This is a genomic window from Luteibacter sp. 1214, assembly GCF_031455395.1.
Taxonomy (GTDB): domain Bacteria; phylum Pseudomonadota; class Gammaproteobacteria; order Xanthomonadales; family Rhodanobacteraceae; genus Luteibacter; species Luteibacter mycovicinus.
Genome location: NZ_JAVDSQ010000006.1, coordinates 145,723 through 169,883 on the forward strand (window position 1 = coordinate 145,723; position 24,161 = coordinate 169,883).

Consider the following 24,161-nt stretch of genomic DNA (forward strand, 5'->3'; position numbering starts at 1 on the left):
ACCATACACGTCTTCTTCCGATCACGAATCCCCTGGATATATCGCCATGTTTGAAGCCAAGGCGCTCGCCACCGACGACAAGGCCACCCTCTACGCCGAGCTGCTGCAGCAGGCGAAGGGGCTGATGCACGGCGAGACGAATACGATCGCCAATGCCGCCAACTTCGCCGCACTGATCTACGACGCCGTACCCGATCTCAACTGGGCCGGGTTCTACCTGTTCGATGGCACCGAGCTGGTCGTCGGCCCGTTCCAGGGCAAGCCTGCCTGCATCCGCATCGCGCTGGGTCGCGGCGTGTGCGGGACGGCTGCGCAGACGCGGCAAACCCAGGTCATCCGTGACGTGCACGACTTCGACGGCCACATCGCCTGCGATGCCGCATCGAATTCGGAGATCGTGGTGCCGCTGGTCAAGGCCGACGGCAGCCTGTTCGGCGTGTGGGACGTGGATAGCCCGTCGGTGGCGCGCTTCGATGACGAGGATCGTCGCGGGATGGAGGCGCTGTGCGAGGTTTTTATGGCTACCGTCGCCTGATACCTTGATCGCGCGCAGGGCGCGCTCCTACCTGTAGGAGCGCGCCCTGCGCGATGTTTTTTATAGTTCGTGCGGTCGCGGCGTAGCCAGCAACTCCATCACCCGCGCCCGCGCTTCCTCGATACCGGTCTTGGCCAGCGACGAGAACATCTGCACGGTCCCCGGCACGTTGTTCTTGCGGAAATCCTTGCGCAGCGTTTCCAGAGCGGCTGACGCCTGGCCGCGCGACAGCTTGTCGGCCTTGGTCATCAGCACGTGGCACGGCAGGTCGGTGGCCGCGCAGAACTCGATCATGGTGCGGTCGAAGTCCTTCAGCTCATGGCGAATGTCCACGATCAGCACGATGCCGCGCAGGCTCCGGCGCATCTTCAGGTAGGCGTCGATCTCGCCACGCCAGTGCTTGCGCATGGCTTCGGGCACCTTGGCGTAGCCATATCCGGGAAGGTCGACCAGGCGCGCGTCCACTGGCGACTCGCCCTCGATCTTCAGTGGCGCCAGGTCGAACACCACCATCAGCTGCGTACGCCCCGGCGTCTTCGACGTGCGGGCCAGGCCGTTGTGCCCGGTCAGCGCGTTGAGGGCGCTCGATTTGCCGGCGTTGGAGCGACCGGCGAACGCCACTTCGGCGCCCTGGTCATAGGGCAGCTGGGTGATTTCATTCGCGGCCAGGACGAAGCGGGCGCTGTTGAGGGGGTTCGAAGACATGTTCGGCGGGCCGGGGAGCGTATACGACAGTCCGGCAGTGTATGCGATACCGCGCGGAGCCGCGCGCCGCACCGGTTTGACCGGGCTCTCTCCCGCCCCCCATAATCTTTTGATCGCGGCGCGCTGGGGAGTTCGCCCGACTCGGAAGCATCCCTCCTGGAGATAGCTATGAAGTTTCGGCACGCCGCCGCTGCCATTACCGCGATGCTCGTCATGAATCTCGCCACGGCTCAGACCGCGGCACCCGCCAGGGCAGGCACCGCCCCGGCAGCGGCAGGCACCGCCGCGACACCGGGCGCGAATCCGGCGACCGACCCGGCGACACCGGGGATGCCGAAAACCGAAACCAGCGTCGCGCCCGTCGGCGGCACCACCGCCGCGATCAAGCCCGGTGACGCCACCGCCGGTCAGGGCAAGGCCGCCGCCTGCGGCGCCTGCCACGGCCTCGACGGCAACTCCACCGATCCGCAGTACCCGCGTCTGGCCGGACAAAGCGAGCAGTACATCGCCGCGCAGCTGGCCGACTTCAAGTCGGGCAAGCGCTCCAATCCGATCATGGCGGGCTTTGCCGCGCCACTGAGCGAACAGGACATGCACGACATCGGCGCCTACTTCGCCACCAAGGCGTCGCTGCCGGGCGTGGCCGATCAGGCCTATGTGGATCAGGGCCAGAAGCTCTATCGCCAGGGCGATGTCGATCGCGGCATTCCCGCCTGCATGGCCTGCCATGGGCCGGACGGCGGCGGCAACCCGGGCGCGCGCTACCCGCAGCTGACCAGTCAGCACGCGAAGTACGTTGAGTCGCGGCTCAAGGCCTGGCACGAGGGCGGCACGCCCAACGACGACCCGCACACGAAGATCATGGTGACCATCGCGCAGAAGCTCGACGACAAGGATATCGCCGCCGTCGCCAGCTATATCGAGGGTCTGCACACGAACGAGGCGACGCAGGCCGCACCCGCGACGCCCTGATGGCGTTAAAGTTGGAAGATCGAACGGGCCCCTTCGGGCCCGTTCTCGTTTAAGAAGGTAAGAAAAGGAACCCTGATGCGTATGCGCCTTCCCCTCCTCTGCGCCGCCCTGATCGGCCTCGCGGCCTGCAGCTCCGGCAACAACGATGCGGCCACCGCGCCGCCACCCGCCGCCGCTTCCACCGCCGCGCCGGCTCCGGCCGCCGCGCCGGCCACGCCGTCCACCGCCAGCGCGCCTGCCGCCACGGATGCCACCGCTTCGGCCGCCCCGGTCGCCGCGCCCAGCGACGCCGACGACAAGCGCCCGCCGGCCAAGCCCTTCGTCGACGACGGCAAGTGGGTCGAAGGTAAGCACTACTTCCGCATCGATCCGTCGCAGCCCACCAGCACCCCGGGCAAGATCGAAGTCACCGAGGTGTTCTCGTACGGCTGCCCGGCCTGCTTCCAGTTCCACGGCATCGTCGACCAGCTGGTCAAGGACCTGCCGCGCGGCACGGTCATGACCTTCACGCCCGCCTCGTTCCGCCCGGATGAGAACTGGCCGCTGCTGCAGCGCGCCTATCTCACCGCGCAGGCCTTCGGCGTCGACAAGCAGAGCCACGACGCCATGTTCGACGCCGTCTTCAAGAGCGGCGAGCTGGGCATCATGGATCAGCAGACCAACAAGCCGAAGCCGCAGTCGGCATGGCCGACCATCGACGACGTCGCAAAGTTTTACGCGAAGTACGGCGTCAAGCCGGAAGAGTTCGTGGCCACCGCCAACTCCTTCACGATCAACACCAAGATGAAGCGTGCGGATGAACTGATCCGTGCCTACGAGGTCGATAGCACGCCGACCATCGTAGTGAACGGCAAGTACCGCTTCACGGCGATCACGGCCGGTGGCTATCCCCAGGCGATAGAGCTCGCACAATGGCTCATCAGCAAGGAAGCCGCGGGTAAGTAACCGCGTTCTCGACCTCTCACGGAGATATCCATGTTCAAGCGTCTCTCGCTCCTTTTCGTCGGCCTCGCGCTCACCGCCGCGTGCAGCGCCAAGCCGGCCGAAGGTGCGCCCCCCTATACCGAAGGCCAGCAGTACGTGGCCACCACCACCCCGCAGCGCCTGGATCCGAAGGACGGCAAGGTGGAAGTGGTCGAGGTGTTCTCGTACGGCTGCATCCATTGCGCCCATTACGAGCCGTACGCGGAGACCCTGCAGAAGAAGTTGCCCAAGGGCGTGACGTTCCGCGTCATTCCGGCGGCATTCAACGATGCATGGCTGCCGTACGCGCAGGCTTACTACGCGGCCAAACAGCTTGGCGTGGCCGAGAAAGCCCATGCGGCACTGTTCAAGGCGATCCATACCGACCACTACCCGATCGCCACGATCGACGAGCTGGCCGACTGGTACGCGAAGAACTACGGTGTCGACAAAGCCAGGTTCCTGCAGCTGGCGACCAAGGACGATGCCATCCGTCAGCGGATCCTCGCCGACGGCAAGCTGATTCAGAACTGGGGCATCGACGGCACGCCCACCGTCGTGGTCGACGGCAAGTACCGCAGCGCGCAGATCAAGGACTTCGACGAGCTCAACGGCGTCGTCAGTTACCTGGTCGACAAGGAACTGAAGGGCGGCAAGTAAGCCCTGACGATCGCCTGCCCTCCGTTCACACGACGGAGGGCATTCTCTGGCGTTATCGCCAGACGAGACCCGACAAAGCCCCTCACATGACCCGCTTCACGCCGCCATCCATCCTCGCTCCGGAGCGCACCCTGCGCCTTCTGAGCTGCAACATCCTCGCCGGCGCGAGCGTCCAGCGGTACACGGACTACGTCACGCGCAGCGTGAACGCGGTCCTTCCGGGCCGCTCGAAGCTGGCAAACCTGGACTCGCTCGCCGAGCTCCTTCACGAATTCGATGTGGTCGGTTTGCAGGAAGCCGATGCCGGCAGCCTGCGCTCCGGCTTCCTCAACCAGACCCGTTACATCGCGGAAGCCGCCGGCATGCCCTTCTGGAGCCATCAGCCGAACCGGCCGATGGCACGCGTCGCGCATTCCGCCAACGGCCTGCTCAGCCGCATCGAGCCCACCGAAGTCATCGACTATCCGCTGCCCGGCCGCATCAAGGGCCGGGGCGCGCTGTTCGTGCGTTTCGGCACGGGGGCCGATGCTCTGGTGGTGGTCATCGCCCACCTGTCTCTTGGCGCCGCGGCACGCATGGGACAGCTGGGTTTCATCGCGGAATTGCTCGCGCCCTATCCGCATGCGGTACTGATGGGCGACCTCAACACCGAGCCCACCTCACCCGAGATGCAGCGCCTGTTCGAGAAGACCGCCCTGCAGATGCCGACGATCAGCACACCGACGTTTCCCAGCTGGAAACCGCGCCGTGCGCTCGACCACATCCTCACGTCGGCCGACATCAAGCTCGAGCGCACGTGGACATTGCCGCGGGCGTTCTCCGATCATCTGCCGCTCGCCGCCGAAATTCGCCTGCCGCTCGCGCTAGCCGAAGCCGCTGGCGCCGCCACCCCCTGAGGTAAGTCGTCCATGAAATCGAGCCTGCGCGCCGCCCTGCCCTGGGCCGTCATCGTTATCGTCGCGTTCGCCGCCACCGTGCTGCGTTACGGCTTCATCGAGCCGGCCGATGCGGCGCATGCCTGCGACGGCGCGGGCGGTCCGTGGTGGTGCGGCACGCGCAACCTCATCGTGCAGGGCTTCCTGACCTACGCCTACGGATACGCGGCGGTGCTGATGGCGCTGGTGGCGCTGTTCTGGCGTAGCACCGTGTCGGCGGTGCTGGCGGCGTCGCTGGGCGTGATCGCGCTGCAGCTGTATTGCTACGAGGGCGGCGCGGTGGCGCTGCTGATCGGCTCGCTGCGACTGGTACGTGCGCAGTTCGGTGGAGCGGAGCCCGCGGCGGCCTGACTAAAGCCGCCGTGCCCGCCGCCAGGCCGTCAGCACCGGCCACGCCAGCGCCAGATTGAGCAGCAGCCAACCCCAGGAGACCGCGTTGACACCGGTTTCCTCGACGACGACCGCGATGCCCAGCAGCGGAATCCACACGGCCATCAAGCGCTCCTCGACCAGCGGCATCAGGCTGTCCTCGCGCGTGCGCAGCAGCCCCAGCAGGAAGAACCCGATGCAAGGCAGCGCGAACAGGCCGATCGGGAAATCGCGATAGCGACCGTTGAAGACCTGCAGAATCCCGTACAGGGTCAGTACGAACATCCAGAAGAAGCGCTGCGGTGTAAACGCGTCCGACCACGCGATACCCAGGCGACGGCGCTCGACCGGACGCGGTGCGACCGCCGCCAGATCGATCGGCGATGCCAGACGCGCGGCGATCGCACGCGCCAGCGACAGCGCCGTCGCCAGTGCGACGACTCCGATGATGATGCCGGTAGCCCATTCGACGTTGTCGCGCGCGGCGAAGGACAGGAGCCGCGCGTGCGCCGCCAACGCCGTGCCCGAGGCAAAACCGGCGAGCGCCAGCGACACCCAGCCCGACGCGCCGTGCCAGCGACGGCGAATGGCGCCCGCAAGCAGGAACAGCAGTGCACCGACGCCGCCGATGCCGAGTGCCCAGGTCCAGCGCGGCTCTTCGACGATCGGGCCCTGCATGGCGAACTTCGGCTTCGCATCCACGTCGAAGATGCCCCAGTAGCCGCCGACCGTGCCTTCCAGGTCGCGCTTCCACGGCTGATCGAAGGCCTCGATCACGTTGTAGGGCATGTCGACCGTGGCGGCGTAGTTGAGGAACTCGCGCATGTAGCGCGCCTCGTTGACCAGGCTCGCACTCGCGTGCCGGCGCGTACGGCCCTGGCTGGGCCAGCCCGTCTCACCGATCATGATTTGCTTGCCCGGGAACTCGCCCTTCATCTTCTGGTAGACGTCGGCCACATGGCGCACGGCATCTTCCGGAGCGACGGGCTCGTCTTCCCAGTAGGGGAGAATGTGAATCGTGAGGTAGTCCGTAACCTTGGCCAGTGCCGGGTGCTTCTGCCAGAACTCCCACACGTCAGCATAGGTGACCGGCACGTCGGTCGCCTCGTTGACGCGGGCGATGTAGGCAGCGAGCGCCTTTTCCGACAACTCGCCCCGGAGAAGCACCTCGTTACCGACGACGATGCCCCGCAGACTGTCGTGATCCCGACGCGCGGCCTCGATGCCCAGCTTGATCTCGCGCTCGTTGGCGACGGGGTCGCGCCCCAGCCAGATGCCCATCAACACCTTCATGTGGTATCGGCCGGCGATGTCAGGCACGGCGCCCAGTCCCTGCCCCATGGAATACGTGCGCACGCAGTCGAAACGCGTGGACAGCGCCTTGAGGTCGGCATCGATCCGCTCGGGCGGGATAAACGCGTTGAGGTCGAACGGCGTCTCGCCCTTGAGCCGGAAGGGCGCGTAGGACACGCAGGCGATCTTCGCCGTCGGCGAATCCGGCAGGGCGATCGGGCGGCCCAGCACAAACCAGTAGCCAGCGCCGAAGACGGCGGCGGCGGCGAGCACGAGCCATGCGAGCGGTCGCGCGAATCGCGCGTAAGGAAGATGGGGCGGCATGCCGTTCCAGTTCGAGAGCGTAAAGGGGGAAGCCGGACAAGCTTAACGGGCTGGGCCCGCGAGGGCGATTGCCGCTGCATTGGCTGCGTTCATCAAGCCTGCGCACACGCTTCCCTTACAATGATGCGGTACGTACACGTGAAGGAATCCCGATGGTCTCCGCCCCGGCAACGCGACGCGCCGCCCGTTCCATTCGCATCCTGGCCGGCCTCGCCCTTGCCGCCTGCGGCCTCGCCGGTAGCCTCCGGGCCTCGGCGGAAGGTTCCGACGCGGAGCGCACGCGCTTCCGCCAGGCCTACGCGACGGCCCAGCAGGGCGGCGATGCATGGCGCGCCCAGGCCACCGGACTCGAACACTACGTGCTTTTCCCGTACCTGGAAGCCGCGTCGCTGGAGCATGATCTGCGGACGCTCGATCGCGCCCGGGTCGATGCCTACCTCGCCGCCAACGCCGGCCTCATCCCTGCCGCCGACCTGCGCCGCGACTTCCTCAACGAGCTGGCGCGCCGTAAGGACTGGGTGACTTTCACCGCGATGTACCAGCCCGGTCTCGGGGACGGACTGAGTTGTTTCGCCCTGCAGGCCAAGCTGTCGCGCGGCCAGCCGCTCGTCTTCGAGACCGACCTGGCCGACCTGTGGAAGAAGGCCAGCCTGCCGAACGCATGCGATCCGGTGCTGAGCGCCGCGCATGACCAGGGCCTGCTGACGCCCGATCGCCTGTGGACGCGGATCCAGACCGCCGCCGATGCGGGCAAGGGCGGCACGGTGGCCGGACTCGCCGCCTGGCTTCCGCCCGAAGATGCCGCTGCGGCCCAGCGCATCGCGCAGGCCCTCAACGACCCGACCAGTGCGCTGCGTGACGCGGCCACCTGGCCGGATACGCCGCGCCATCGTCAGGCCGTGACGCTCGCCCTGCAGCGCATGGCCCGCAAGCAGTCGACCGTGGCCGACAGCGCATGGACCTCGCTGGCGCCGCGCTTCTCACTGAGCGAGCAGCAGAAGGGCGCCGTTCTCAACGCCCTCGCCCTCTTCCACGCGACCGATTTCGACGAGTCGGCGCTCGATCGCCTGGTCGCGCTGCCGCCGGGTGCGCAGACCGACGCGACGCGCGAGTGGCGCGTGCGCGTCGCATTGGCACGACAGGACTGGCCGGCGGCACTCGCTGCCATCGACGCGCTCGCGCCTGCGCAGAAAGACGACGGCGAATGGCGTTATTTCCGTGCGCTGGTGCTCGCAAAGCTCGGACGCCAGGGCGAGGCCAAGGCCATTTACCAGAACGTTGCACAGGAGGCGACGTACTTCGGTTTCCTGGCCGCCGACCGGATCGATGCCTCGTACGCCATCTGCCCCGCGACGATGGCCACCGATGAGCGTCGTGAGGCCGCGTTGCTGACGGAGCCCGGCGTCGACCGCGCTTTCGAGCTCTATGCGGTCGGCCTGCAGAAGTACGCACGTCGTGAATGGACGGCCGCGCTGGCAGGGCGGGACGCCGACACCCAACGGCTCGCCGCCGACCTCGCCTTCCGCAAAGGCTGGTACGACCGTGGCGTCTTCGGCCTGTCGTCGGGCGAGGCCCTGCGCTTGTACGAACAGCGCTTCCCGCTGGCACGCCAGGATGGTGTGGTCGAGCAGGCCAGCCAGGCTGGCATCGAAGCACCCTGGGCCTACGCCATCATCCGCGCCGAGAGCGCATGGATGACGGACGCCCGTTCCGGCGCCGACGCGCGAGGGCTGATGCAGCTGCTGCCCGGCACCGCGTCTCTCGTCGCCAGGCGTAACGGGCTTGCGTGGAGCGGCGGCGACAGCCTCTACGAACCGACGACCAACATCATTCTCGGCACGCGTTATCTCTCGCAGATGGCCGCCCGCTACAACGGGGCGCCCTGGCTGGCGAGCGCCGCCTATAACGCCGGCCCGAACAAGGTCGACCAGTGGGTGAGCGCCCGTGGCTCGCTGGACCCCGACCTCTTCGTCGCGAGCATCCCCTACAAGGAGACGCGCGAATATGTCGCACGCGTGATGGCCTTCGCCGTGATCTACGATTGGCGGCTGACGGGTAATGCGCTGCCGATCGGGTCGCGCATGACACGGATCGGCAGCACGTATGCCCTGCCTGCCCCTGGCGCCGTACGTAAACCGGTCTCCTGTCCGGCGCCTTCGGTCGCCAGACCCGCACCCCCCACGGCGCCGGCTGTCACCCAGCCGGCGCCCGCCGAGGCGACTTCCGCTCCGGCCCCACAGGAACCCCAGAGCTGACTCGCTTGGCGTCGGGCGCCAAGCGGCCTAGGCTGAACTCATGAACGCTCAACGCATTGTCATCCTCGGCGGCACCGGCTTTGTCGGCGGCACGCTCGTACCCCGGCTTGCCGCCGACGGACACTCGCTTCTGTTGCTGTCACGCAACCGGGAAAACCGCCGGCATAGCGCGGTGGGTCGGCAGGTCACCACGGTCAGCGCCGACGTCTACGACCCCGCCGTCCTGCGCAGGCACATCGCGGGAGCGGATGCCGTCATCAACCTGGTGGGCATCCTCAGCGAGAGCGGTCGTCAGACCTTCCAGCGAGCGCACGTCGAACTGATCCGCCTGATCATCGAGGCCTGTCAGGCCACGGGCGTCCATCGTCTGCATCAGATGAGTTCACTCAAGGCCGGCCAGGGGCTGTCCAGATACCTGCGTTCGCGCGGTGAGGCGGAGGCCCTGGTCAAGGCGTCGACGCTCGACTGGACCATCTACCAGCCCAGCACGATTTTCGGCCCGGGCGACGGACTCGTCACGCGCTTCGACAAGCTGCTGCGCGTCGCGCCCGTGATGCCGTTGCCGCGCCCGCAGGCGAAGATGGCGCCCGTCTACGTAGGCGATGTGGCGGAAGCCATCGCCCGCTCGGTCGCCAACCCGGCGATCGGCGCCTTGCGCACGTTCGAACTGTACGGGCCCGAGACCTTGACCCTGATCGACATCGTGCGTGCCATTCGCGATGCGCGCGGCCGCCGTCGTGTCGTCATCCCCATGCCCGACAGCCTCGGCCGCCTGCAGGCGGAGTTCGCGCAGTTCGTGCCGGGCAAGCCGTTCACGCCGGATAATTTTCTCTCGCTGCGTACGGATTCCGTCGGCAAGGTCGATGGCCTCGCGCAGCTGGGCATCGCGCCCCAGTCCTTTTCCGCCTGGTTGCCGCGTCTGCTCGGCCAGCCCGTTCGTCAGCGCCGCCTGGATGAAGCGCGCACCAAACGTCGGCCCTGAACGATCTTATGGATATCTACCTCGTCGGCGGCGCCGTCCGCGATCAGCTGCTGGGCCGTCCGGTCGTGGATCGCGACTGGGTGGTCGTCGGTGCCACGCCCGAAGCCATGCTCGCCGCTGGCTATAAGGCCGTCGGCAAGGACTTCCCCGTTTTCCTGCACGGAGAAACGAAAGAGGAATACGCCCTCGCTCGTACCGAGCGAAAGACGGGTCGCGGATATCACGGGTTCGCGTTTCACGCCGATCCGTCCGTCACGGTGGAGCAGGACCTCGAGCGCCGCGACCTGACCATCAACGCCATCGCCCAGCACGAGGACGGCACGCTGGTGGACCCGTTCGGTGGCGTAGGCGACATCGAGACACGCACGTTGCGTCATGTGTCGGATGCCTTCGCCGAAGATCCGGTCCGCCTGCTGCGCGTTGCGCGCTTTGCCGCACGTTACGCTCCGCTGGGCTTCACCGTAGCGGAGGACACCATGGCGCTGATGCGACGCATGGTCGACGACGGTGAAATCGACCATCTCGTTCCCGAGCGCGTATGGGCCGAGACCCGCAAGGCACTCGCCGAACCGGCGCCGTCGGTCTTCGTGCGCGTGCTTCGGGATAGCGGCGCGTTGCGCGTGCTGTTCCCGGAAGTGGACGCGCTGTACGGCGTACCGCAACGTCCCGAATACCACCCGGAAGTCGACACGGGCATCCACATCGAAATGGTGCTGGATGCCGCGGCCGCGCTCGCGCCCGGCGACGCTCTGGTCGGCTTCTGCGCCCTCACTCACGACCTCGGCAAGGCGCTGACACCGGCGGACGTCCTGCCGCGCCACATCATGCATGAGCAGCGCGGCATCGAGCCCGTGCGCGAGATCTCCGCGCGACTCAAAGTGCCCGCGGAATACGCCTTCATGGCGGAGATGGTCTGCAAACACCACCTCAACGCACACATGGCGTTCGAGCTGAAGCCGACCACGATTCTGCGCCTGCTCGAAGCACTCGGCGCGCTACGCCGACCGGAACGTCTCGAGACCTTCCTCCTTGCCTGCATGGCCGACAAGCGCGGCCGCGGCGGCAACACTGATGCTCCCTACCCGCAAGCCGATTTCCTGCGCGCCTGTCGCCAGGCCGCCGCGGCCGTTACCTCACAACCCTTCGTCGAAAAAGGCCTGCAAGGCCCGGCGATCGGCGAGGCCATGAAAAAAGCCCAGGCATCAGCCATCGCGTCGGTGCTTAAGCCTTAAAGCCGGGCCCCCTGATCCGCCGCCAACACCGCTTCCGGCAATGCCGCCGGATCCACGCCCTTGGCGAACATCATCACCTGAAACCGCTCCCCCATCTGATCGGGCAGGGTCAGCTTCTTCACTTCCTGCGACAGACGAAAGCGCGCCGCCTCATCGCTGAGCCGCAGGTAATCGTCCTCGAAGAACTCCTGCATCCCCGCCGCGATCAGAAACTGCGCCTGAGGGAGATACGCGGCGACACCGAACCCGGCGTTATTTCCCGCCTCCGCAAGCGCCGTGAAGTCGACCGATGCCGTCAGATCCTGCAGTCCCGGAAGAAAGAACGCATCCCCATGCGCACGATGCCGATAAAACGCACGCAGCGTCCCGTCGGTGCGCTCAGGCAGGTAGTACTCACTGCGGGTGTAGCCGTAGTCGGCGAACACCATCGCGCCACGGCGCAACGTGCCCGCCACCGCCTGCATCCAGTACGGCAGCTGCGGAAGAATTTCCGTCCGGTAACCCGCGTCGAATTCGCGTCCGAGGTCACGCTCCACGTGACGGACGGCGCCGCCGACAAGCGCGTCCGCCGGACGATCGCTACGCATGAAGCGGCCATCGCCGTCGAGGATCACGTACTCCTCGTAGATTTCTCCGTCGCGCGCGGTAAACCGCGTCGTCGGCAGCGCATCGATCACCTCGTTGGCGAAGATCACGCCGTCCCACTCCTCCTCGAGCGGACCGTCGAGCCATACGGCACGTGCCGCAAGCCCCGCAGGAAGGTTCGCATGCAGTCGTTCGCGCTGACGCTCACGCAGGTCGGCGCTGGGTTCCAGGATCATGAAGCGGCGTGGCACGACACCCGCTGCCTCGAGCGCCAGCAGGGCCGCCTCGGCGAACGCGCCGCTGCCGCCGCCGATCTCGAGAAAATCCGCGTCGGGGCCGAGCGACGCCAGCACCGGCTCGAACGCGCGCACAACGCAACGCGCGAACAAGGTCCCCAGTTCCGGTGCGGTGACGAAGTCGCCGTCCGCGCCGAACTTGGTCTTGCCGGCGCTGTAATAACCGAGGCCAGGAGCGTAAAGGCAGCGTTCCATGAAACGAGAGAACGGCATCGGCCCGTGGGCCGCGATCTCCTCGCGCAGGAGGCTGGTCAGGTGCTCGGAATGAGCGCGCTCGTCGGCGCTGGGTTCGGGAAGCCGGGTATTCATGCCTTCAGGATAAACGAAGGCATGGCCCCGTTGCAGCGGAGCGCTCCCCGGGGATGCGAAGCCCCCGGGAAGCGCCCGGACTCAGAAGTCCTGCTGTAGCGACAGGAACACGCCGCGGCGCGGACCGAACTGCGGCGCACCGACGCCGATGCCGGAACCGTCACGGAGTTCGTACGTGCGATCCAGCGCATTGACCAGAGCCAGCTGCGTGTGGGTAGCACCGAGGCTGGTGAGGTTGAAGTCGTGCGCCACGCTCAGGTTGAGCTGAAAGTACGACGGCATCGTGTCGCCGTTGGGCACGAGGCCGTCGCGGCGCAGGCCGGAACCGAACAGGTAGTCGGCACCGATGCGCGTGCTGTCGGCGAACGCGTAGCTGACGCCGCCCGACGAGGTGTACTTCTGGTCGTGATCCAGGTGGATGAAGTGGTCCTGGATGTAGGCGAGATCGTCCGGATCGAAGTTGTACTGACCCGTGATAATGCGCTTGCCGACGGAACGGTTGTACGCGAAGTTGAAGTACGCGGTCAGTGCGCCGCCATTGTAGTTCAGGGTGAACTCGTCGCCCTTGACCTTGCCCTGGTCGTAGTTGAAGGTCGAGTAGACCACGGCGGCACCGAACTGGCCTTCGTCCTGGATGCGCGCAACGTGACGCAGATAGCTGTCGATGCCGACGGTCCACTGGTCACCCAGCTTCTGCGAGATGCCCACGTCGTAATAGCTGCTGCGCTCGGCCAGGGGCGTGTCGTTACCGTTGTCCGGCAGCGCGTTGGTCGTGCCGTTGAACTTGGCGATGGAGGTCGGGCTGATCGACTCGCTGGCCGGCGGCGTGAAGTAACGCGAGTAACCGGCGTGGATCGTCGTGCTGTCGGTCGGCTGATAGACGACACCGAGGCGCGGGCTCAGCTGGCTTTCCGGCTTGAACGCATCGTAGCGATCCGCGCGCGCACCGTAGTTGACCGTCCACTTGTCGCCGATGCTCCACTCGTCCTGCAGGTACAGGGCATAGGTGCGGGCCAGGATGCGGCTGCTGTCGAGGATGTTCATCGGCGTGGTCGACGTCTGATTGCCGTCGGCATCGGCCGGGAACACCAGCGCATTATTGCTCGACGTCGCGCGCTCGAACTCACCGTAAACGCCGTAGCGCAGCGTGTGGGTGTCGCCCAGCGGCGTGGAGAAGTCCGCCTGCAGGGTGGTCGCGCGGTTGGCGCGGTGGACGTCCGATGCGACGCCGTTGAACATCAGGTCGCCGATGTCGTCCGGCGTGAAGTTCAGACCGCTGTAACGTTCGCCGGCCGAGACCTGGTAGGCGGTGCTGCCCATCTTGCCCTGCAGGCTGAGGATGCCGAAGCGCGTCTTCTCCGACTGACGCTCGTTGAGCTGTGCCGAGTCGAAGTCGGTCACGTCGAGGTAACCGAACTGCGGCGACTGGCCGGGATTGTTCGGGATCTCGAAGCGGTTGTTGGTCGCGCCGAACATGAAGCTGAGGCGCGTGTCGTTATTGATCAGGTACGAGATGTCGCCGAATGCCTTCACCTGGTTGGTGTGGTCGTGGATGGCCTTGCGGCTCGAGGTCGGGTTTTCGATACCGACATCGTTCTCGAGGTAGTTGGCGGTCAGGAAGAAGCTCCAGTCGTCCTTCTTGCCGAACAGCGTGGCATTCGGGTTGAGCGTGCCGAACTGGCCGCCGGTGATACCGACACTGCCGCCGATGCCGTCCTTCGCCGTGCGGGTGGTGATGTCGACGATGGCCGCGGTGCGCTCGCCGTACTGCGCGGGCAGCGCGCCGGTGAGCAGCTTCACGCTGTCGATCATGCGGGCATCCAGCGTCTGGCCAAAGCCGCCGATGCTCTCGGGGATCAGCACGCCGTTGATGCGGTACTGCAGGTTGGCGTGGTCGCCACGCACATGCAGCTGGCCGTAGGAATCCTGCACCACGCCCGGCGCCTGAAGGACGACCTGGTTCAGCGGCGTCGAATCACCCAGCGGCAACGCCTGGATCGTCTGGCGATCCATGACGTACTGGCTGCTGCCGGTGTCGGGCGAAAGGCTGTTACGCGCCGCGTCGAGCTGCGCGCTGACATCCACTTCGCCCAGATTCGTGGTTTTTTGCGGCGGAGCCGGGTCATCGGTCGCGAAGGCCGGAGCGGCGGACAAGGCAAGGGCGATGCAGAGTGCAAGGCGAACGGGTGTCATCAGGGACTCTTCTTGGCAATGTTATAACGTAACTACCTGCGGCCGCAGGAAGGGGGAATTGGGCGAGGCGACTATGAGGTCTGGACCTTTCGAGCCGCTTTCATCCTTGAGATTTACCTCAAAGCATACACCCGCCCGTTGCGCCGCAACATGCGACCCGCCGCCCCGCCCCGATCAAACTCGGCTCCTTGTAGGAGCCAGCCCTGCTGGCGACCCACCCCGCCTCAAGGCTTCATGACCGACTCACGCTCCCACCCCCACCATTACCTCCATCGAATCCCAGGGAGCACACATGGCGAAGAACGACGCCACCTCCACCTCGAAAGAGATCATCGCCGTCGTCGCCGACCGCGCCGAAAGCCCCGTCGCGAAAGCCATTCTCGAGTTCGTCAGCCGCATCCCCGACAGCGACGTCCCCCGTGCCGCAAAGGGCACCGTCGAGGACGAATGCCGCCGCCTCTCCAGCGCGGCAGCGAACAAGGCGGGTCTCACCGCTGGTTCCCTCGCCCTGCCGCCGGGCCCGCTCGGCTGGCTGACCGTTCTCCCCGAACTCGTCGCCATTTGGCGCATCCAGGGCCAGCTGGTCAGCGACATCGCCGCCGCTTATGGCAAAACGGCGAAGCTCGGCCAGGAACAGATGCTCTGGTGCCTGTTCCGCCACACTGCCGCGCAGGCCTTCCGTGACATCGCCATCCGTGTCGGCGACCGCCTCGTCTTCCGTACGGCCGCCACCAGCGTCCTCCAGCGTCTCGCCGGTCGCATCGGCGTCAGCGTTTCGAAGCGCGCCGTAGGCAAAGGCATCTCCCGCTGGCTGCCCATCGTCGGTGCACTAGGCGTCGGCGCCTACGCCTACTACGACACCGGCCAGGTCGCCAAAACCGCCATGGAACTCTTCAGCGGCGAAATCCACATCGAAGGCGACGACACCCCGGACGGCAGCGGCAGCAAGAAGTCCTCGCGCAACGAGCCGAAAGGCGAGCCAGCGCCACACACCTCGGGCGCCACCGGCCCAGTGGCAGCCAGCTCCGCTGGCGAAACCCCGCCTGGCCCCACCGCCAGGCGAGCCGCAGCCTCTGCAGGAGCCAGCCTTGCTGGCGATGCGCCCAAAGGGCGCTCCCGCAAGGCAGCAACAAAAAAACCGGCCACCCCCAAACGCGCCACCGCCAAAAAATCCGCCTCCCGCAAAGCCACCCCCACCAGGGTCGCCAAGGCATCCACCAGGAAAGCGACAAAGAAAACCGCCGCCCGCCGCACGCCCGCAAAGAAACCAGCTGCCCGCAAAATCAAACCCGCGACGTGACGACAGCACCCGTTTACGGCAAGCTCCCCACCGATAGAACAGGGAGTCGCACGTGAACAAGCAACCGGTCGTCCTCGTCACCGGAGGCGCACGCCGCGTCGGCGCCGCCATCGTGCGTCACCTGCACGCGTCAGGCTGCGACGTCGCTATTCACTATCGTCAATCGGCAGACGAAGCCAAAGCTCTGTCGCAGGAGCTCAACGCTGCGCGCCCTGAAAGCGCCGCCATCTTCGCCGGCGCTTTGGAAGACGACGCCACACCCGACATACTCATCGCCAGCGTCACCGACCGCTTCGGCCGCCTCGACGGACTGGTCAACAACGCATCGGCGTTCTACCCGACGCCGATCGGCGACACCACGGCAGCCCACTGGAACGACCTGTTTGCCGCCAACGCGCGCGCACCGTTTTTCCTCGCACAGGCAGCGACTCCCGCCCTTCGTAAAGCGCGCGGATCGATCGTCAACATCGTCGACATTTACGCCGAACGTCCGCTTGCCGGACACGCGGTGTACTCGATGGCGAAGGCCGCTCTGAACATGCTCACGCAGGCGCTGGCCAAAGACCTCGCACCCGACGTCCGCGTCAACGCCGTCGCACCCGGCGCCATTCTCTGGCCCGAGTCCGGCAAGCCCGAAGAAGCCGCCGATGCGCTCATCGCCAAAACACCGCTCGGCCGCAAAGGCGAGCCCACCGACGTCGCCGAAGCCGTGCGCTGGCTGCTGATGGACGCGCACTACACCACCGGCCAGGTCATCCGCGTCGACGGCGGCCGCGCACTCAACATCTGATTCGCGGTAACGCAAGGGCTACGTGATAGCACCGGCAGGGTCCGCTCCCACCGGCATCGGTTGGCTTCCAGCATCTACAAATGAAGAAGGCCCCGAACGTGGTCGGGGCCTTCCTCGTCATCACAGCGGTGCCTTAGTTCTTCTGACGAAACGCCGATTCCAGCAGAGCGCGGTCGAAGCCCTGACCCGGGTCGCCTTCCGTCGCGAAGCGATACAACGCAGCGGAGTAAACACCGTGCATCGCCGCCTGGAACAGGCTCAGCACGACGAGACTGACAACCGCCGCGACGCCGACCGTGATCATCAACGCCACCGAATGCGTCGCGACGGCACCGAAGAACAACACGGCGCTGGCGAAGATCAGGCAGAAGGTGAGGATGCCACCGGCGAGGCCGATGCCGGCGTTGCCGATCAGGTTTTCGCCCCAGGTTTCCTTCAGCAGCGAGGTGCTGCGCTTCACCGCGTCCACCGGGCCGATGTCCTGCGCGGCGAGCACCGGCACGACGAGGAAGGTGGCGACCGTCCAGCCGAAGCCGAGGATGCCGGCGACGATGCGGCCGACGAAGCCGAGACGTTCCTGCAGCGCACGCAGGATCATGCCGACCGTGGCGGCGATCAGGGCATATCCGATGATGTTCGGCAGCTTGCCCATCGCGGCGCGGAGGCCGTCACCGAGCGTCGGGTCGCCACCGTTGAGACGGATCATGGCGGCGGAGGCGAGCGCGACGTTGAAGAAGATCACCACGCCATACTGCACGAAGTAAAACGCGAAGCTGACCAGCATAAAGAGCGGCGAAACGTGATGGCGCTGGCCTTCGAGATCGACCTGATTCGATCCGACCATGGCGATCACCGGCCAGGCGAAGGTCGCGATGACCAGAAGCGAGGCGAGACCGGCCAGGAGTGGAAAGAGCATCAGCTCCTTGTCCTGGCGGAGGATCGTGGCGCTGGACTTCATCAGTGCCCAGCTGCGTGCGAACTTACCCATATCCTTTCCTTAGAACCCCTTGGTGGAACGCGTTGTATCACCTTGGCTGGCCAGCCGCCACCGGAGGCTGTCACGGGACAGGACGTCCAGACCGACGGCTTTCTCAGGCAACGGCGACCGTGCAGGCCTCGTCGACCACCAGCGGCTCACTCTCCGCCGGAAAGGCAGCCCAGAGTTCGCCCAGCGTCCGTCCATCCACAGGGTGGCGCACGTCCGGCGCGATATCCGCCAGCGGTTTAAGCACAAACGCATGCCGAAGCTCGCCCCGTGGCAGCTCCAGGTGCCCCTTCCCGCTCAGGACCAGATCGTCATAAAGGACGATATCGACATCCAACGTCCGGTCGGCGTAACGCTCGCCACCCCGAACCCGTCCATGCCGATCTTCAAGCGCATGCAGCCAGTCATTGAGCGCTTCCGGCCCCAGGTCGCTGTCCAGGGCCACCGCGAGGTTGAGGAAGTCCGGCCCATCGAAACCGACAGCCGCACTGCGATACACCTGCGACACATTCAGCGCGCCGAAGCGCGCCCGCAACTCGGCGACCGCCGCACCCAGCCAGCGCGCAGCGTCGATGTTGGAACCGAGACTCAGATACGCGCGGCCCATGTCAGTCCTCCGCCGCGACCGGCGTCACCACGGCGGCCGAGCGCATGGACGCGAAGCCCTCGCGCAGATCCCCACCCGACGGCTGCTGGAACGGCCGCAGCCCGAACTCGGGAAGGATCGCAATCAGATGATCGAAGATATCCGCCTGGATGCGCTCGTAGTCGAGCCACACCACCGTATTGGTGAACGCGTAAATCTCCAGCGGGATGCCCAGGGCACCCGGGTCGCGCATGCGCACCATGCGGGTCATCTTGTCGTGCACATCGGGATGCGCCTTGAGGTACGCATCCGCGTAAGCACGGAACGCACCGATGTTGGTCTGGCGACGGCGATTGACCGGCAGCTTGCCGGCGTCACCCAGCGCTTCGTTCCAGCGACGGATGTCTTCGCGCTTGCGCTCGAGATAGGCGGTCAGCAGATGCATCCTGCCGAAACGCTCGAGCTCCTCGTCCTCGAGAAACCGCACGCCCGCCGCATCGATGAACAGCTCGCGCTTGATCCGCCGGCCACCGGAATCCTGCATGCCGCGCCAGTTCTGAAACGACTCGGCGATCAGCCGCCAGGTCGGCACCGTCACGATGGTGCGATCGAAGTTGCGTACCTTGACCGTATGCAGCGTGATGTCAATAACGTCGCCGTCGACACCGGCGGACGTCATCGTGATCCAGTCGCCGACGCGCAGCATGTCGTTGGTGCTTAGCTGGATTCCGGCGACGAAGCCGAGAATCGTATCCTTGAATACCAGCAGCAACACCGCCGACATCGCGCCGATGCCGGACAGCAGCAAGCCGATGCTCTGATGGGTGAGTTTGGTGATCACTAGGACAAGGGCGACGATCCACAACGCCAGCTGCAGCAACTGCACCACGCCCTTGATCGAACGCTTGCCCGCCGGCGTGGCGCTGTACAGCGATTCGAATGCGATCAGTGCGCGACCCAGCGACGCGATGACGCAGACGATCATCCAGCAGACCGCGAGGTTGCGGATGAAGGCACCCATGTCGTCGTCGGCGATCGAGAGGAACATCCCGATGCCGTAATAGACAACGATGGCCGGCAGCATGCGCGCCAGCCACCGGGACGCGCCGTACTCATAGAGCGCGTCGTCCCAGCGCCAGGCGGTATGACGGGTGGCGACACGTACGACGCGATGCAGGAACACGCGGCCAAGCAGACCAACCAGCCAGGCCACGACGAACAGGCCTGCGACGAAAGCCACCCGCTTCAGCTCGGGGGACGCGACAAAGTCTTCCATGACGGTCAGTGTTTTCTCGAAGTGGATCATTCCGGTCGGGTGCCACGCTCGATGCGGACACCCACGGCCTTCGCCCCGCGTACGGCACCGGGCTTGGACAGCTTCAGGCGAACCCACGACACGCCGAACTCCTCACGGACGATCTCGGCGCAGCGCTCGGCCAGTGTCTCGACCAGGCCGAAGCTGGACAACTCCACATACGTCTGCAGGCGTTTGGAAATCGACTTGTAGTTCAGCGTCTCGTTGATGTCGTCACTGGCGGCCGGCTTGCGGTTGTCGAAAGCCATTTCGAGGTCGAACGACAGCGTCTGCCGGATCCGGCGCTCCCAGTCGTAGATGCCGATGACCGCGTCGATGCGCAGGTCTTCGATGAAGACGATATCCATGAGGGGTTCTGGTGGTGCGAAGGGGCGTACAGGGTCGGCGACCGGGGCGTTTTGTGCAACATACGCCCCGCTTGATCGCGCGCGGGGCGCGCTCCTACAGGGACGTCAGGCGGCCGGAAGGGTTTCGAGACTCCACCGCGGGTGCACCTGAATCGTGCGGTCCTGCTGCTGACCCGCCGCGAGGCGAATCGCTCCTGCCAGCGCGATCATCGCGCCGTTGTCGGTGCAGAACGCCAGCCTTGGGAAATACACCCGGAAACCGTCTTTCGCACCCGCTTCGGCCAGCTGCTCCCGCAGACGCTTGTTGGCACCGACGCCACCCGCGATTACCAGCCGTCTGGCACCGCTGGCCTCGAGCGCCCGGCGGCACTTGATCGCAAGGGTGTCGACGATGGCTTCTTCAAAGGCCCGCGCGATATCGGCACGGGTCTGATCCGTCTTGTCCGAAGCCTGCCAGGCCAGCAGGACCTGGGTCTTCAGGCCGGAGAAACTGAAATCGAGCCCCGGCCGGTCGGTCATCGGCCGGGAGAAGCGGAAACGCCCCGGCGTGCCCTGCTCCGCCAGCCTGGCCAGCGCGGGACCGCCGGGGTACGGCAGACCCATCATCTTGGCGGTCTTGTCGAAGGCCTCACCCGCCGCGTCATCCAGGGTGTCGCCAAGAATCCGGTACTCGCCGATGGCCTTCACCTCGACCAGCATCGAGTGGCCGCCGGAGACCAGGAGCGCCACAAAGGGCGGTTCCGGCGGGTCATCCTCCAGCAAAGGCGCCAGCAGGTGACCTTCCATATGGTGAACACCGATGGCCGGCACGCCGAGCGCCCAGGCCATGGCGCGGGCCGCCGACGCCCCCACCAGCAGGGCACCCACAAGGCCGGGGCCTGCCGTGTAGGCCACGCCACCGAGATCCGATGGTGTCAGACCCGCGTCCTTAAGTGCTTCTCGCACAAGGGGAAGTAGCTTACGGACATGGTCGCGACTGGCCAGCTCGGGCACCACGCCGCCGTACTCGGCGTGCAGGGCGATCTGGCTGAACAAGGCATGGGAAAGCAGGCCGCGACCCGGCTTCTCCGGGTCCCAGCGCAGAAGGGCGACGCCCGTTTCGTCACAGGACGTTTCCACACCTAACACGGGCTTTGAATTTTTCGAATCGATCACGTTATAATCCACGGCTCACCCGGGTAGACGGGTCAGTTTAAACAAGTGGAGTTTCCATGCCGAGCGTTAAAGTCCGCGAGAACGAGCCGTTTGAGCTTGCCCTTCGCCGCTTCAAGCGTACGTGCGAGAAGGCTGGCGTCCTGGCCGAAACGCGCAAGCGCGAATTTTACGAAAAGCCCACCCAGGAGCGTAAGCGTAAGCGCGCTGCTGCCGTGAAGCGTCACCTCCGCCGTCTGTCTCGCGACACGACGCGCCGGACCCGCATGTACTGATTGCCTCCCCGGCCTCACGGTCGGGTGTTGGATCCGCGGCTGGCGCGTTCGCCCGCTGCCGCCGCAATCAGGCGGAAAACCGAGCCGGCTTCGCCGAAAGGTGGAGCCGGCTTTTCGTCGTCCCGGAGAAATGCCATGAGTCTGAAATCCAAGATCACCGAAGACATGAAGGCCGCCATGAAGGGCGGCGAGAAAGACCGTCTGGCAGTTATCCGCCTGATGCAGTCCGAGATCAAGCGACGCGAAGTCGATGAGCGGATCGAGCTGGACGATAACCAGGTCCTGGCCGTCCTCGAAAAGATGCAGAAGCAACGCCGCGACTCGATCGAGCAGTTCGACAAGGCGGGTCGTACGGACCTGTCGACCATCGAGCGCTATGAGATGAGCGTCATCGAGGGCTACCTCCCGGCCAAGCTCAGCGACGCCGAGCTGGACGACGTGATCACCGCGGCGATCGCCGAGACGGGTGCGACGACCGCACGGGATATGGGCAAGGTCGTGGCGCTGGTAAAGGAAAGGGCCGCCGGACGTGCCGATATGGGCGCGGTGGCCGGGAAGGTTAAGGCCAGACTCGCCTGACCCAGTACTTGTAGGAGCGCGCCCCGCGCGCGACCCGAGCCCGACGCAAAGTTGGCTTCGCGCGAAGGGCGCGCTCCTACAGGCCTCGCCGTTTCACGGCGAGCCTACACATTTGTGAGCATGCTCCGCACCGCGGCTGGCAGGACGTTCCTCCGGCGCTCGACGGAGAGATCCCATGCTCAAGTACGCCATTATTTTCGGCCTCATCGCCCTGGTCACCGGCGCCCTCGGCTTCAGCCGGATTTCGGGCATCGCCGGCACGATCGCCAAGGTCTGCTTCGCCATCTTCCTTATCCTGTTCGTGATCGCGATCCTGGCGGTCATCGGCGTCTTCCACCTGGCGTTCTGATCGCCCGATAAGGGAATGCGGACTCCATACGGAAGCGGATGCGTGGCATCCTAGGCGACTGATGCGTGGCCGTATTCCCGACAGCTTTATCGATGAACTGCTGACCCGCGTCGACATCGTCGACGTGATCGAGCGGCGTGTCCCGCTGAAGAAGGCAGGGCGCGAATGGACGGCGTGCTGCCCGTTTCACAACGAGCGCTCGCCGTCGTTCTACGTCAGCCCGCAGAAGCAGTTTTTCCATTGCTTCGGCTGCGGCGCCCACGGCAGCGCGATCAAGTTCATCATGGACTACGACCGGCTCGAGTTTCCCGACGCGATCGAGGAACTCGCCCAGTCCGCCGGCCTGAAAGTGCCCTACGAGGGCGGCCGTGACGATAAGCCACGGGAAGACCGCAGCGACCTCTACACCCTCCTCGACGAAGCGGCCAGCTTCTACCAGCGCGAGCTGGGCAGCAGCCCCGAGGCGAAGGCCTACGTCGACGGCCGTGGGCTGGACGAGGAGATCGTCAAACGCTTTCGCATCGGCTGGGCCCCCGCCGGCTTCGACGGCGTGATGAAGGCGCTGGGCACCAATGACCGTCGGCGCCAGCTGCTCAACGAAGCAGGCATGGTCGCCAGCAACGAGCGCGGCAACAGATACGACCGGTTCCGCGAACGGGTCATGTTCCCCATTCTGGATCGCCGCGGCCGGGTCATCGCCTTCGGCGGCCGCGTGCTGTCGTCCGAGCAGAGCCCCAAGTACCTCAATTCGCCGGAGACCGCCCTGTTTCACAAGGGCAAGGAACTGTTCGCGCTGTGGCAGGTGAAGCAGGCGCACCAGCAGGTCACCCGGATCATGGTGGTCGAGGGCTACATGGACGTCATCGCCCTGCATCAGGCCGGGCTGCCCATCGCCGTGGCCACGCTGGGCACCGCGACCACGCCGGACCACGCGGAAGTCCTCTTCCGTGCCGCCCCCGACGTCTATTTCTGCTTCGACGGTGACCGTGCCGGTAAGGCTGCCGCGTGGCGAGCGCTCGAATCGGTGCTGCCGCGCATGCGCGACGGCCGCCAGGCCCACTTCCTGTTCCTGCCCGACGGGGAGGACCCGGACACCCTGGTCCGCAAGGAAGGCAAGGAGGGCTTCGAGAAGCGCATGAAGGACTCCATGCCGATGTCGGAGTACTTCTTCGAGGAACTGGCCCGGGACGTGGACGTGACCCGCCTCGACGGCCGCGCCCGCCTGGCCGAGCGGGCCCGTCCGCTGATCGCGAAGCTGCCCGATGGCGCCTTCCGCGATCTCATGGGCCAGGAGCTGGAGCGCCGCACCGGCGCCCGTGCCGTACTGGAGCCTGAGCCGCCGGCCCCGCGCCAGGACGCCAACCGCCCCACCAACGTCCAGCGCAGCCTGGTCCGCAGCGCGATCACCCTGCTGCTCGCCCAGCCCGATCTGGCGGCCGAAGTGGAGCCACCCTACCCCTTTCTCCGCCTCGACCGGCCTGGCGTGGCGCTGCTGGCCGAGCTGCTCGATGTGGCCCGCGCGCGTCCCGGCATCCGCCCGGCCGTGCTGGTCGAGTACTTCATGGAGCGTCCGGAGTACGCCTCGCTGCAGAAGCTGATGTCGGCCGAGGTCATCGGCGAGCCGGAGATGCAGCGCGTGGAGTTCCACGACGCGCTGATTCAGATGGAGCGACAGGCGACGACACAACGCCGCGAGTACCTGATCTCCCGGGTTCGCGAAGGCGTGCTGGACGACACCGAGAAGGCGGAACTGCGCGTTCTCCTGGCGGCCCGCGCCGCGCCGGCCCGCACGGCGGGCGAATGATGCGGCGCACCGCTCTCATAACACGATCCATGGGATCATCCCCGCCTCGTTCCTCGAAGGGACCGGCCCCA

At 66.0% G+C, this 24,161-nt stretch carries 24 protein-coding genes; 15 read left to right on the forward strand and 9 right to left on the reverse strand.

Features of this window, described 5'->3' with window-relative positions; all coding sequences use genetic code 11:
• Nucleotides 1–46 precede the first annotated feature (46 nt).
• Nucleotides 47–535 (forward strand): GAF domain-containing protein, encoded by a 489-nt coding sequence (locus J2X57_RS14710; RefSeq protein ID WP_309868240.1) that lies wholly within the window; start codon nucleotides 47–49, stop codon nucleotides 533–535.
• Nucleotides 536–595: 60 nt separating this feature from the next.
• On the opposite strand, the gene yihA is transcribed toward J2X57_RS14710, so the two are convergent.
• Nucleotides 596–1,240, reverse strand: a complete 645-nt coding sequence (gene yihA / locus J2X57_RS14715; protein ID WP_036116362.1) for a ribosome biogenesis GTP-binding protein YihA/YsxC — start codon at nucleotides 1,238–1,240, stop codon at nucleotides 596–598.
• Nucleotides 1,241–1,570: 330 nt separating this feature from the next.
• Here yihA and J2X57_RS14720 point away from each other — a divergent pair, with 330 nt between their 5' ends.
• The 5 genes from J2X57_RS14720 to J2X57_RS14740 all read left to right on the forward strand — a co-directional run bounded on the left by J2X57_RS14720 (nucleotide 1,571) and on the right by J2X57_RS14740 (nucleotide 5,121).
• Nucleotides 1,571–2,212, forward strand: coding sequence for a c-type cytochrome (locus tag J2X57_RS14720; RefSeq protein WP_239709142.1), 642 nt, complete (start codon nucleotides 1,571–1,573; stop codon nucleotides 2,210–2,212).
• 81 nt (nucleotides 2,213–2,293) lie between these two features.
• Nucleotides 2,294–3,157 (forward strand): thiol:disulfide interchange protein DsbA/DsbL, encoded by an 864-nt coding sequence (locus tag J2X57_RS14725; RefSeq protein ID WP_255364036.1) that lies wholly within the window; start codon nucleotides 2,294–2,296, stop codon nucleotides 3,155–3,157.
• Between the two features lie 30 nt (nucleotides 3,158–3,187).
• Nucleotides 3,188–3,835 (forward strand): thiol:disulfide interchange protein DsbA/DsbL, encoded by a 648-nt coding sequence (locus tag J2X57_RS14730; RefSeq protein ID WP_036116366.1) that lies wholly within the window; start codon nucleotides 3,188–3,190, stop codon nucleotides 3,833–3,835.
• 86 nt (nucleotides 3,836–3,921) lie between these two features.
• On the forward strand, nucleotides 3,922–4,731 hold the full coding sequence (locus J2X57_RS14735; protein ID WP_036116368.1) for an endonuclease/exonuclease/phosphatase family protein: 810 nt from the start codon (nucleotides 3,922–3,924) through the stop codon (nucleotides 4,729–4,731).
• Between the two features lie 12 nt (nucleotides 4,732–4,743).
• Nucleotides 4,744–5,121 carry a hypothetical protein gene (locus J2X57_RS14740; protein ID WP_090354793.1) on the forward strand — a complete coding sequence of 126 codons (378 nt, stop codon included), beginning with the start codon at nucleotides 4,744–4,746 and terminating at the stop codon, nucleotides 5,119–5,121.
• Here the strand turns inward: J2X57_RS14740 and J2X57_RS14745 are convergent, their stop codons facing one another.
• Nucleotides 5,122–6,756: a glycosyl hydrolase family 17 protein gene (locus J2X57_RS14745; RefSeq protein ID WP_090354796.1), complete on the reverse strand. Its 1,635-nt coding sequence runs from the start codon at nucleotides 6,754–6,756 to the stop codon at nucleotides 5,122–5,124.
• Nucleotides 6,757–6,908: 152 nt separating this feature from the next.
• Between J2X57_RS14745 and J2X57_RS14750 the strand changes: the two genes are divergently transcribed.
• From J2X57_RS14750 to J2X57_RS14760, 3 genes are read left to right on the forward strand one after another with little or no spacing between them, the layout of a single operon-like run.
• The gene (locus J2X57_RS14750; protein ID WP_309868247.1) at nucleotides 6,909–9,011 is read left to right on the forward strand and encodes a transglycosylase SLT domain-containing protein; all 2,103 of its coding nucleotides are present in this window, start codon (nucleotides 6,909–6,911) and stop codon (nucleotides 9,009–9,011) included.
• A gap of 40 nt (nucleotides 9,012–9,051) precedes the next feature.
• On the forward strand, nucleotides 9,052–9,993 hold the full coding sequence (locus tag J2X57_RS14755) for a complex I NDUFA9 subunit family protein (protein WP_309868249.1): 942 nt from the start codon (nucleotides 9,052–9,054) through the stop codon (nucleotides 9,991–9,993).
• An 8-nt stretch (nucleotides 9,994–10,001) separates the two neighbouring features.
• Nucleotides 10,002–11,225 (forward strand): multifunctional CCA addition/repair protein, encoded by a 1,224-nt coding sequence (locus J2X57_RS14760; RefSeq protein ID WP_309868250.1) that lies wholly within the window; start codon nucleotides 10,002–10,004, stop codon nucleotides 11,223–11,225.
• Here the strand turns inward: J2X57_RS14760 and J2X57_RS14765 are convergent.
• Both J2X57_RS14765 and J2X57_RS14770 read right to left on the reverse strand, forming a co-directional pair.
• Nucleotides 11,222–12,415: an SAM-dependent methyltransferase gene (locus J2X57_RS14765; protein WP_309868251.1), complete on the reverse strand. Its 1,194-nt coding sequence runs from the start codon at nucleotides 12,413–12,415 to the stop codon at nucleotides 11,222–11,224. The genes J2X57_RS14760 and J2X57_RS14765 overlap by 4 nt on opposite strands.
• 81 nt (nucleotides 12,416–12,496) lie before the next feature.
• Nucleotides 12,497–14,608, reverse strand: coding sequence for a TonB-dependent receptor (locus tag J2X57_RS14770; protein WP_309868252.1), 2,112 nt, complete (start codon nucleotides 14,606–14,608; stop codon nucleotides 12,497–12,499).
• 292 nt (nucleotides 14,609–14,900) lie between these two features.
• On the opposite strand from J2X57_RS14770, the gene J2X57_RS14775 reads away from it, so the two are divergent.
• Together J2X57_RS14775 and J2X57_RS14780 are read left to right on the forward strand one after the other, a co-directional pair.
• The gene (locus tag J2X57_RS14775; RefSeq protein WP_309868253.1) at nucleotides 14,901–15,908 is read left to right on the forward strand and encodes a hypothetical protein; all 1,008 of its coding nucleotides are present in this window, start codon (nucleotides 14,901–14,903) and stop codon (nucleotides 15,906–15,908) included.
• Between the two features lie 52 nt (nucleotides 15,909–15,960).
• Complete coding sequence (locus J2X57_RS14780) at nucleotides 15,961–16,698, forward strand: pteridine reductase (protein WP_309868254.1); 738 nt, start codon at nucleotides 15,961–15,963, stop codon at nucleotides 16,696–16,698.
• Between the two features lie 133 nt (nucleotides 16,699–16,831).
• Here the strand turns inward: J2X57_RS14780 and J2X57_RS14785 are convergent, their stop codons facing one another.
• From J2X57_RS14785 to tsaD, 5 genes are all read right to left on the reverse strand, one after another.
• Nucleotides 16,832–17,686 (reverse strand): DUF6159 family protein, encoded by an 855-nt coding sequence (locus J2X57_RS14785; protein ID WP_309868256.1) that lies wholly within the window; start codon nucleotides 17,684–17,686, stop codon nucleotides 16,832–16,834.
• 103 nt (nucleotides 17,687–17,789) lie between these two features.
• Entirely contained in the window at nucleotides 17,790–18,290 is a 501-nt protein-coding gene (gene folK / locus J2X57_RS14790; protein ID WP_036116383.1) for a 2-amino-4-hydroxy-6-hydroxymethyldihydropteridine diphosphokinase, read from the reverse strand.
• Between the two features lies 1 nt (nucleotide 18,291).
• Nucleotides 18,292–19,575 (reverse strand): mechanosensitive ion channel domain-containing protein, encoded by a 1,284-nt coding sequence (locus J2X57_RS14795; RefSeq protein ID WP_309868258.1) that lies wholly within the window; start codon nucleotides 19,573–19,575, stop codon nucleotides 18,292–18,294.
• Entirely contained in the window at nucleotides 19,572–19,931 is a 360-nt protein-coding gene (gene folB / locus J2X57_RS14800; RefSeq protein ID WP_309868259.1) for a dihydroneopterin aldolase, read from the reverse strand. The genes J2X57_RS14795 and folB overlap by 4 nt, the downstream gene beginning before the upstream one ends.
• A 105-nt stretch (nucleotides 19,932–20,036) precedes the next feature.
• Nucleotides 20,037–21,059: a tRNA (adenosine(37)-N6)-threonylcarbamoyltransferase complex transferase subunit TsaD gene (gene tsaD, locus J2X57_RS14805; RefSeq protein ID WP_079520740.1), complete on the reverse strand. Its 1,023-nt coding sequence runs from the start codon at nucleotides 21,057–21,059 to the stop codon at nucleotides 20,037–20,039.
• 83 nt (nucleotides 21,060–21,142) lie between these two features.
• Here tsaD and rpsU point away from each other — a divergent pair, with 83 nt between their 5' ends.
• The 4 genes from rpsU (at nucleotide 21,143) to dnaG (ending at nucleotide 24,090) form a co-directional block, all read left to right on the forward strand.
• Nucleotides 21,143–21,358: a 30S ribosomal protein S21 gene (gene rpsU, locus J2X57_RS14810; protein WP_029213735.1), complete on the forward strand. Its 216-nt coding sequence runs from the start codon at nucleotides 21,143–21,145 to the stop codon at nucleotides 21,356–21,358.
• Between the two features lie 135 nt (nucleotides 21,359–21,493).
• Nucleotides 21,494–21,937, forward strand: coding sequence for a GatB/YqeY domain-containing protein (locus J2X57_RS14815; protein WP_308846299.1), 444 nt, complete (start codon nucleotides 21,494–21,496; stop codon nucleotides 21,935–21,937).
• Nucleotides 21,938–22,112: 175 nt separating this feature from the next.
• Entirely contained in the window at nucleotides 22,113–22,286 is a 174-nt protein-coding gene (locus tag J2X57_RS14820) for a DUF1328 domain-containing protein (RefSeq protein WP_036116391.1), read from the forward strand.
• Between the two features lie 61 nt (nucleotides 22,287–22,347).
• Entirely contained in the window at nucleotides 22,348–24,090 is a 1,743-nt protein-coding gene (gene dnaG, locus J2X57_RS14825) for a DNA primase (protein ID WP_036116393.1), read from the forward strand.
• Nucleotides 24,091–24,161 lie beyond the last annotated feature (71 nt).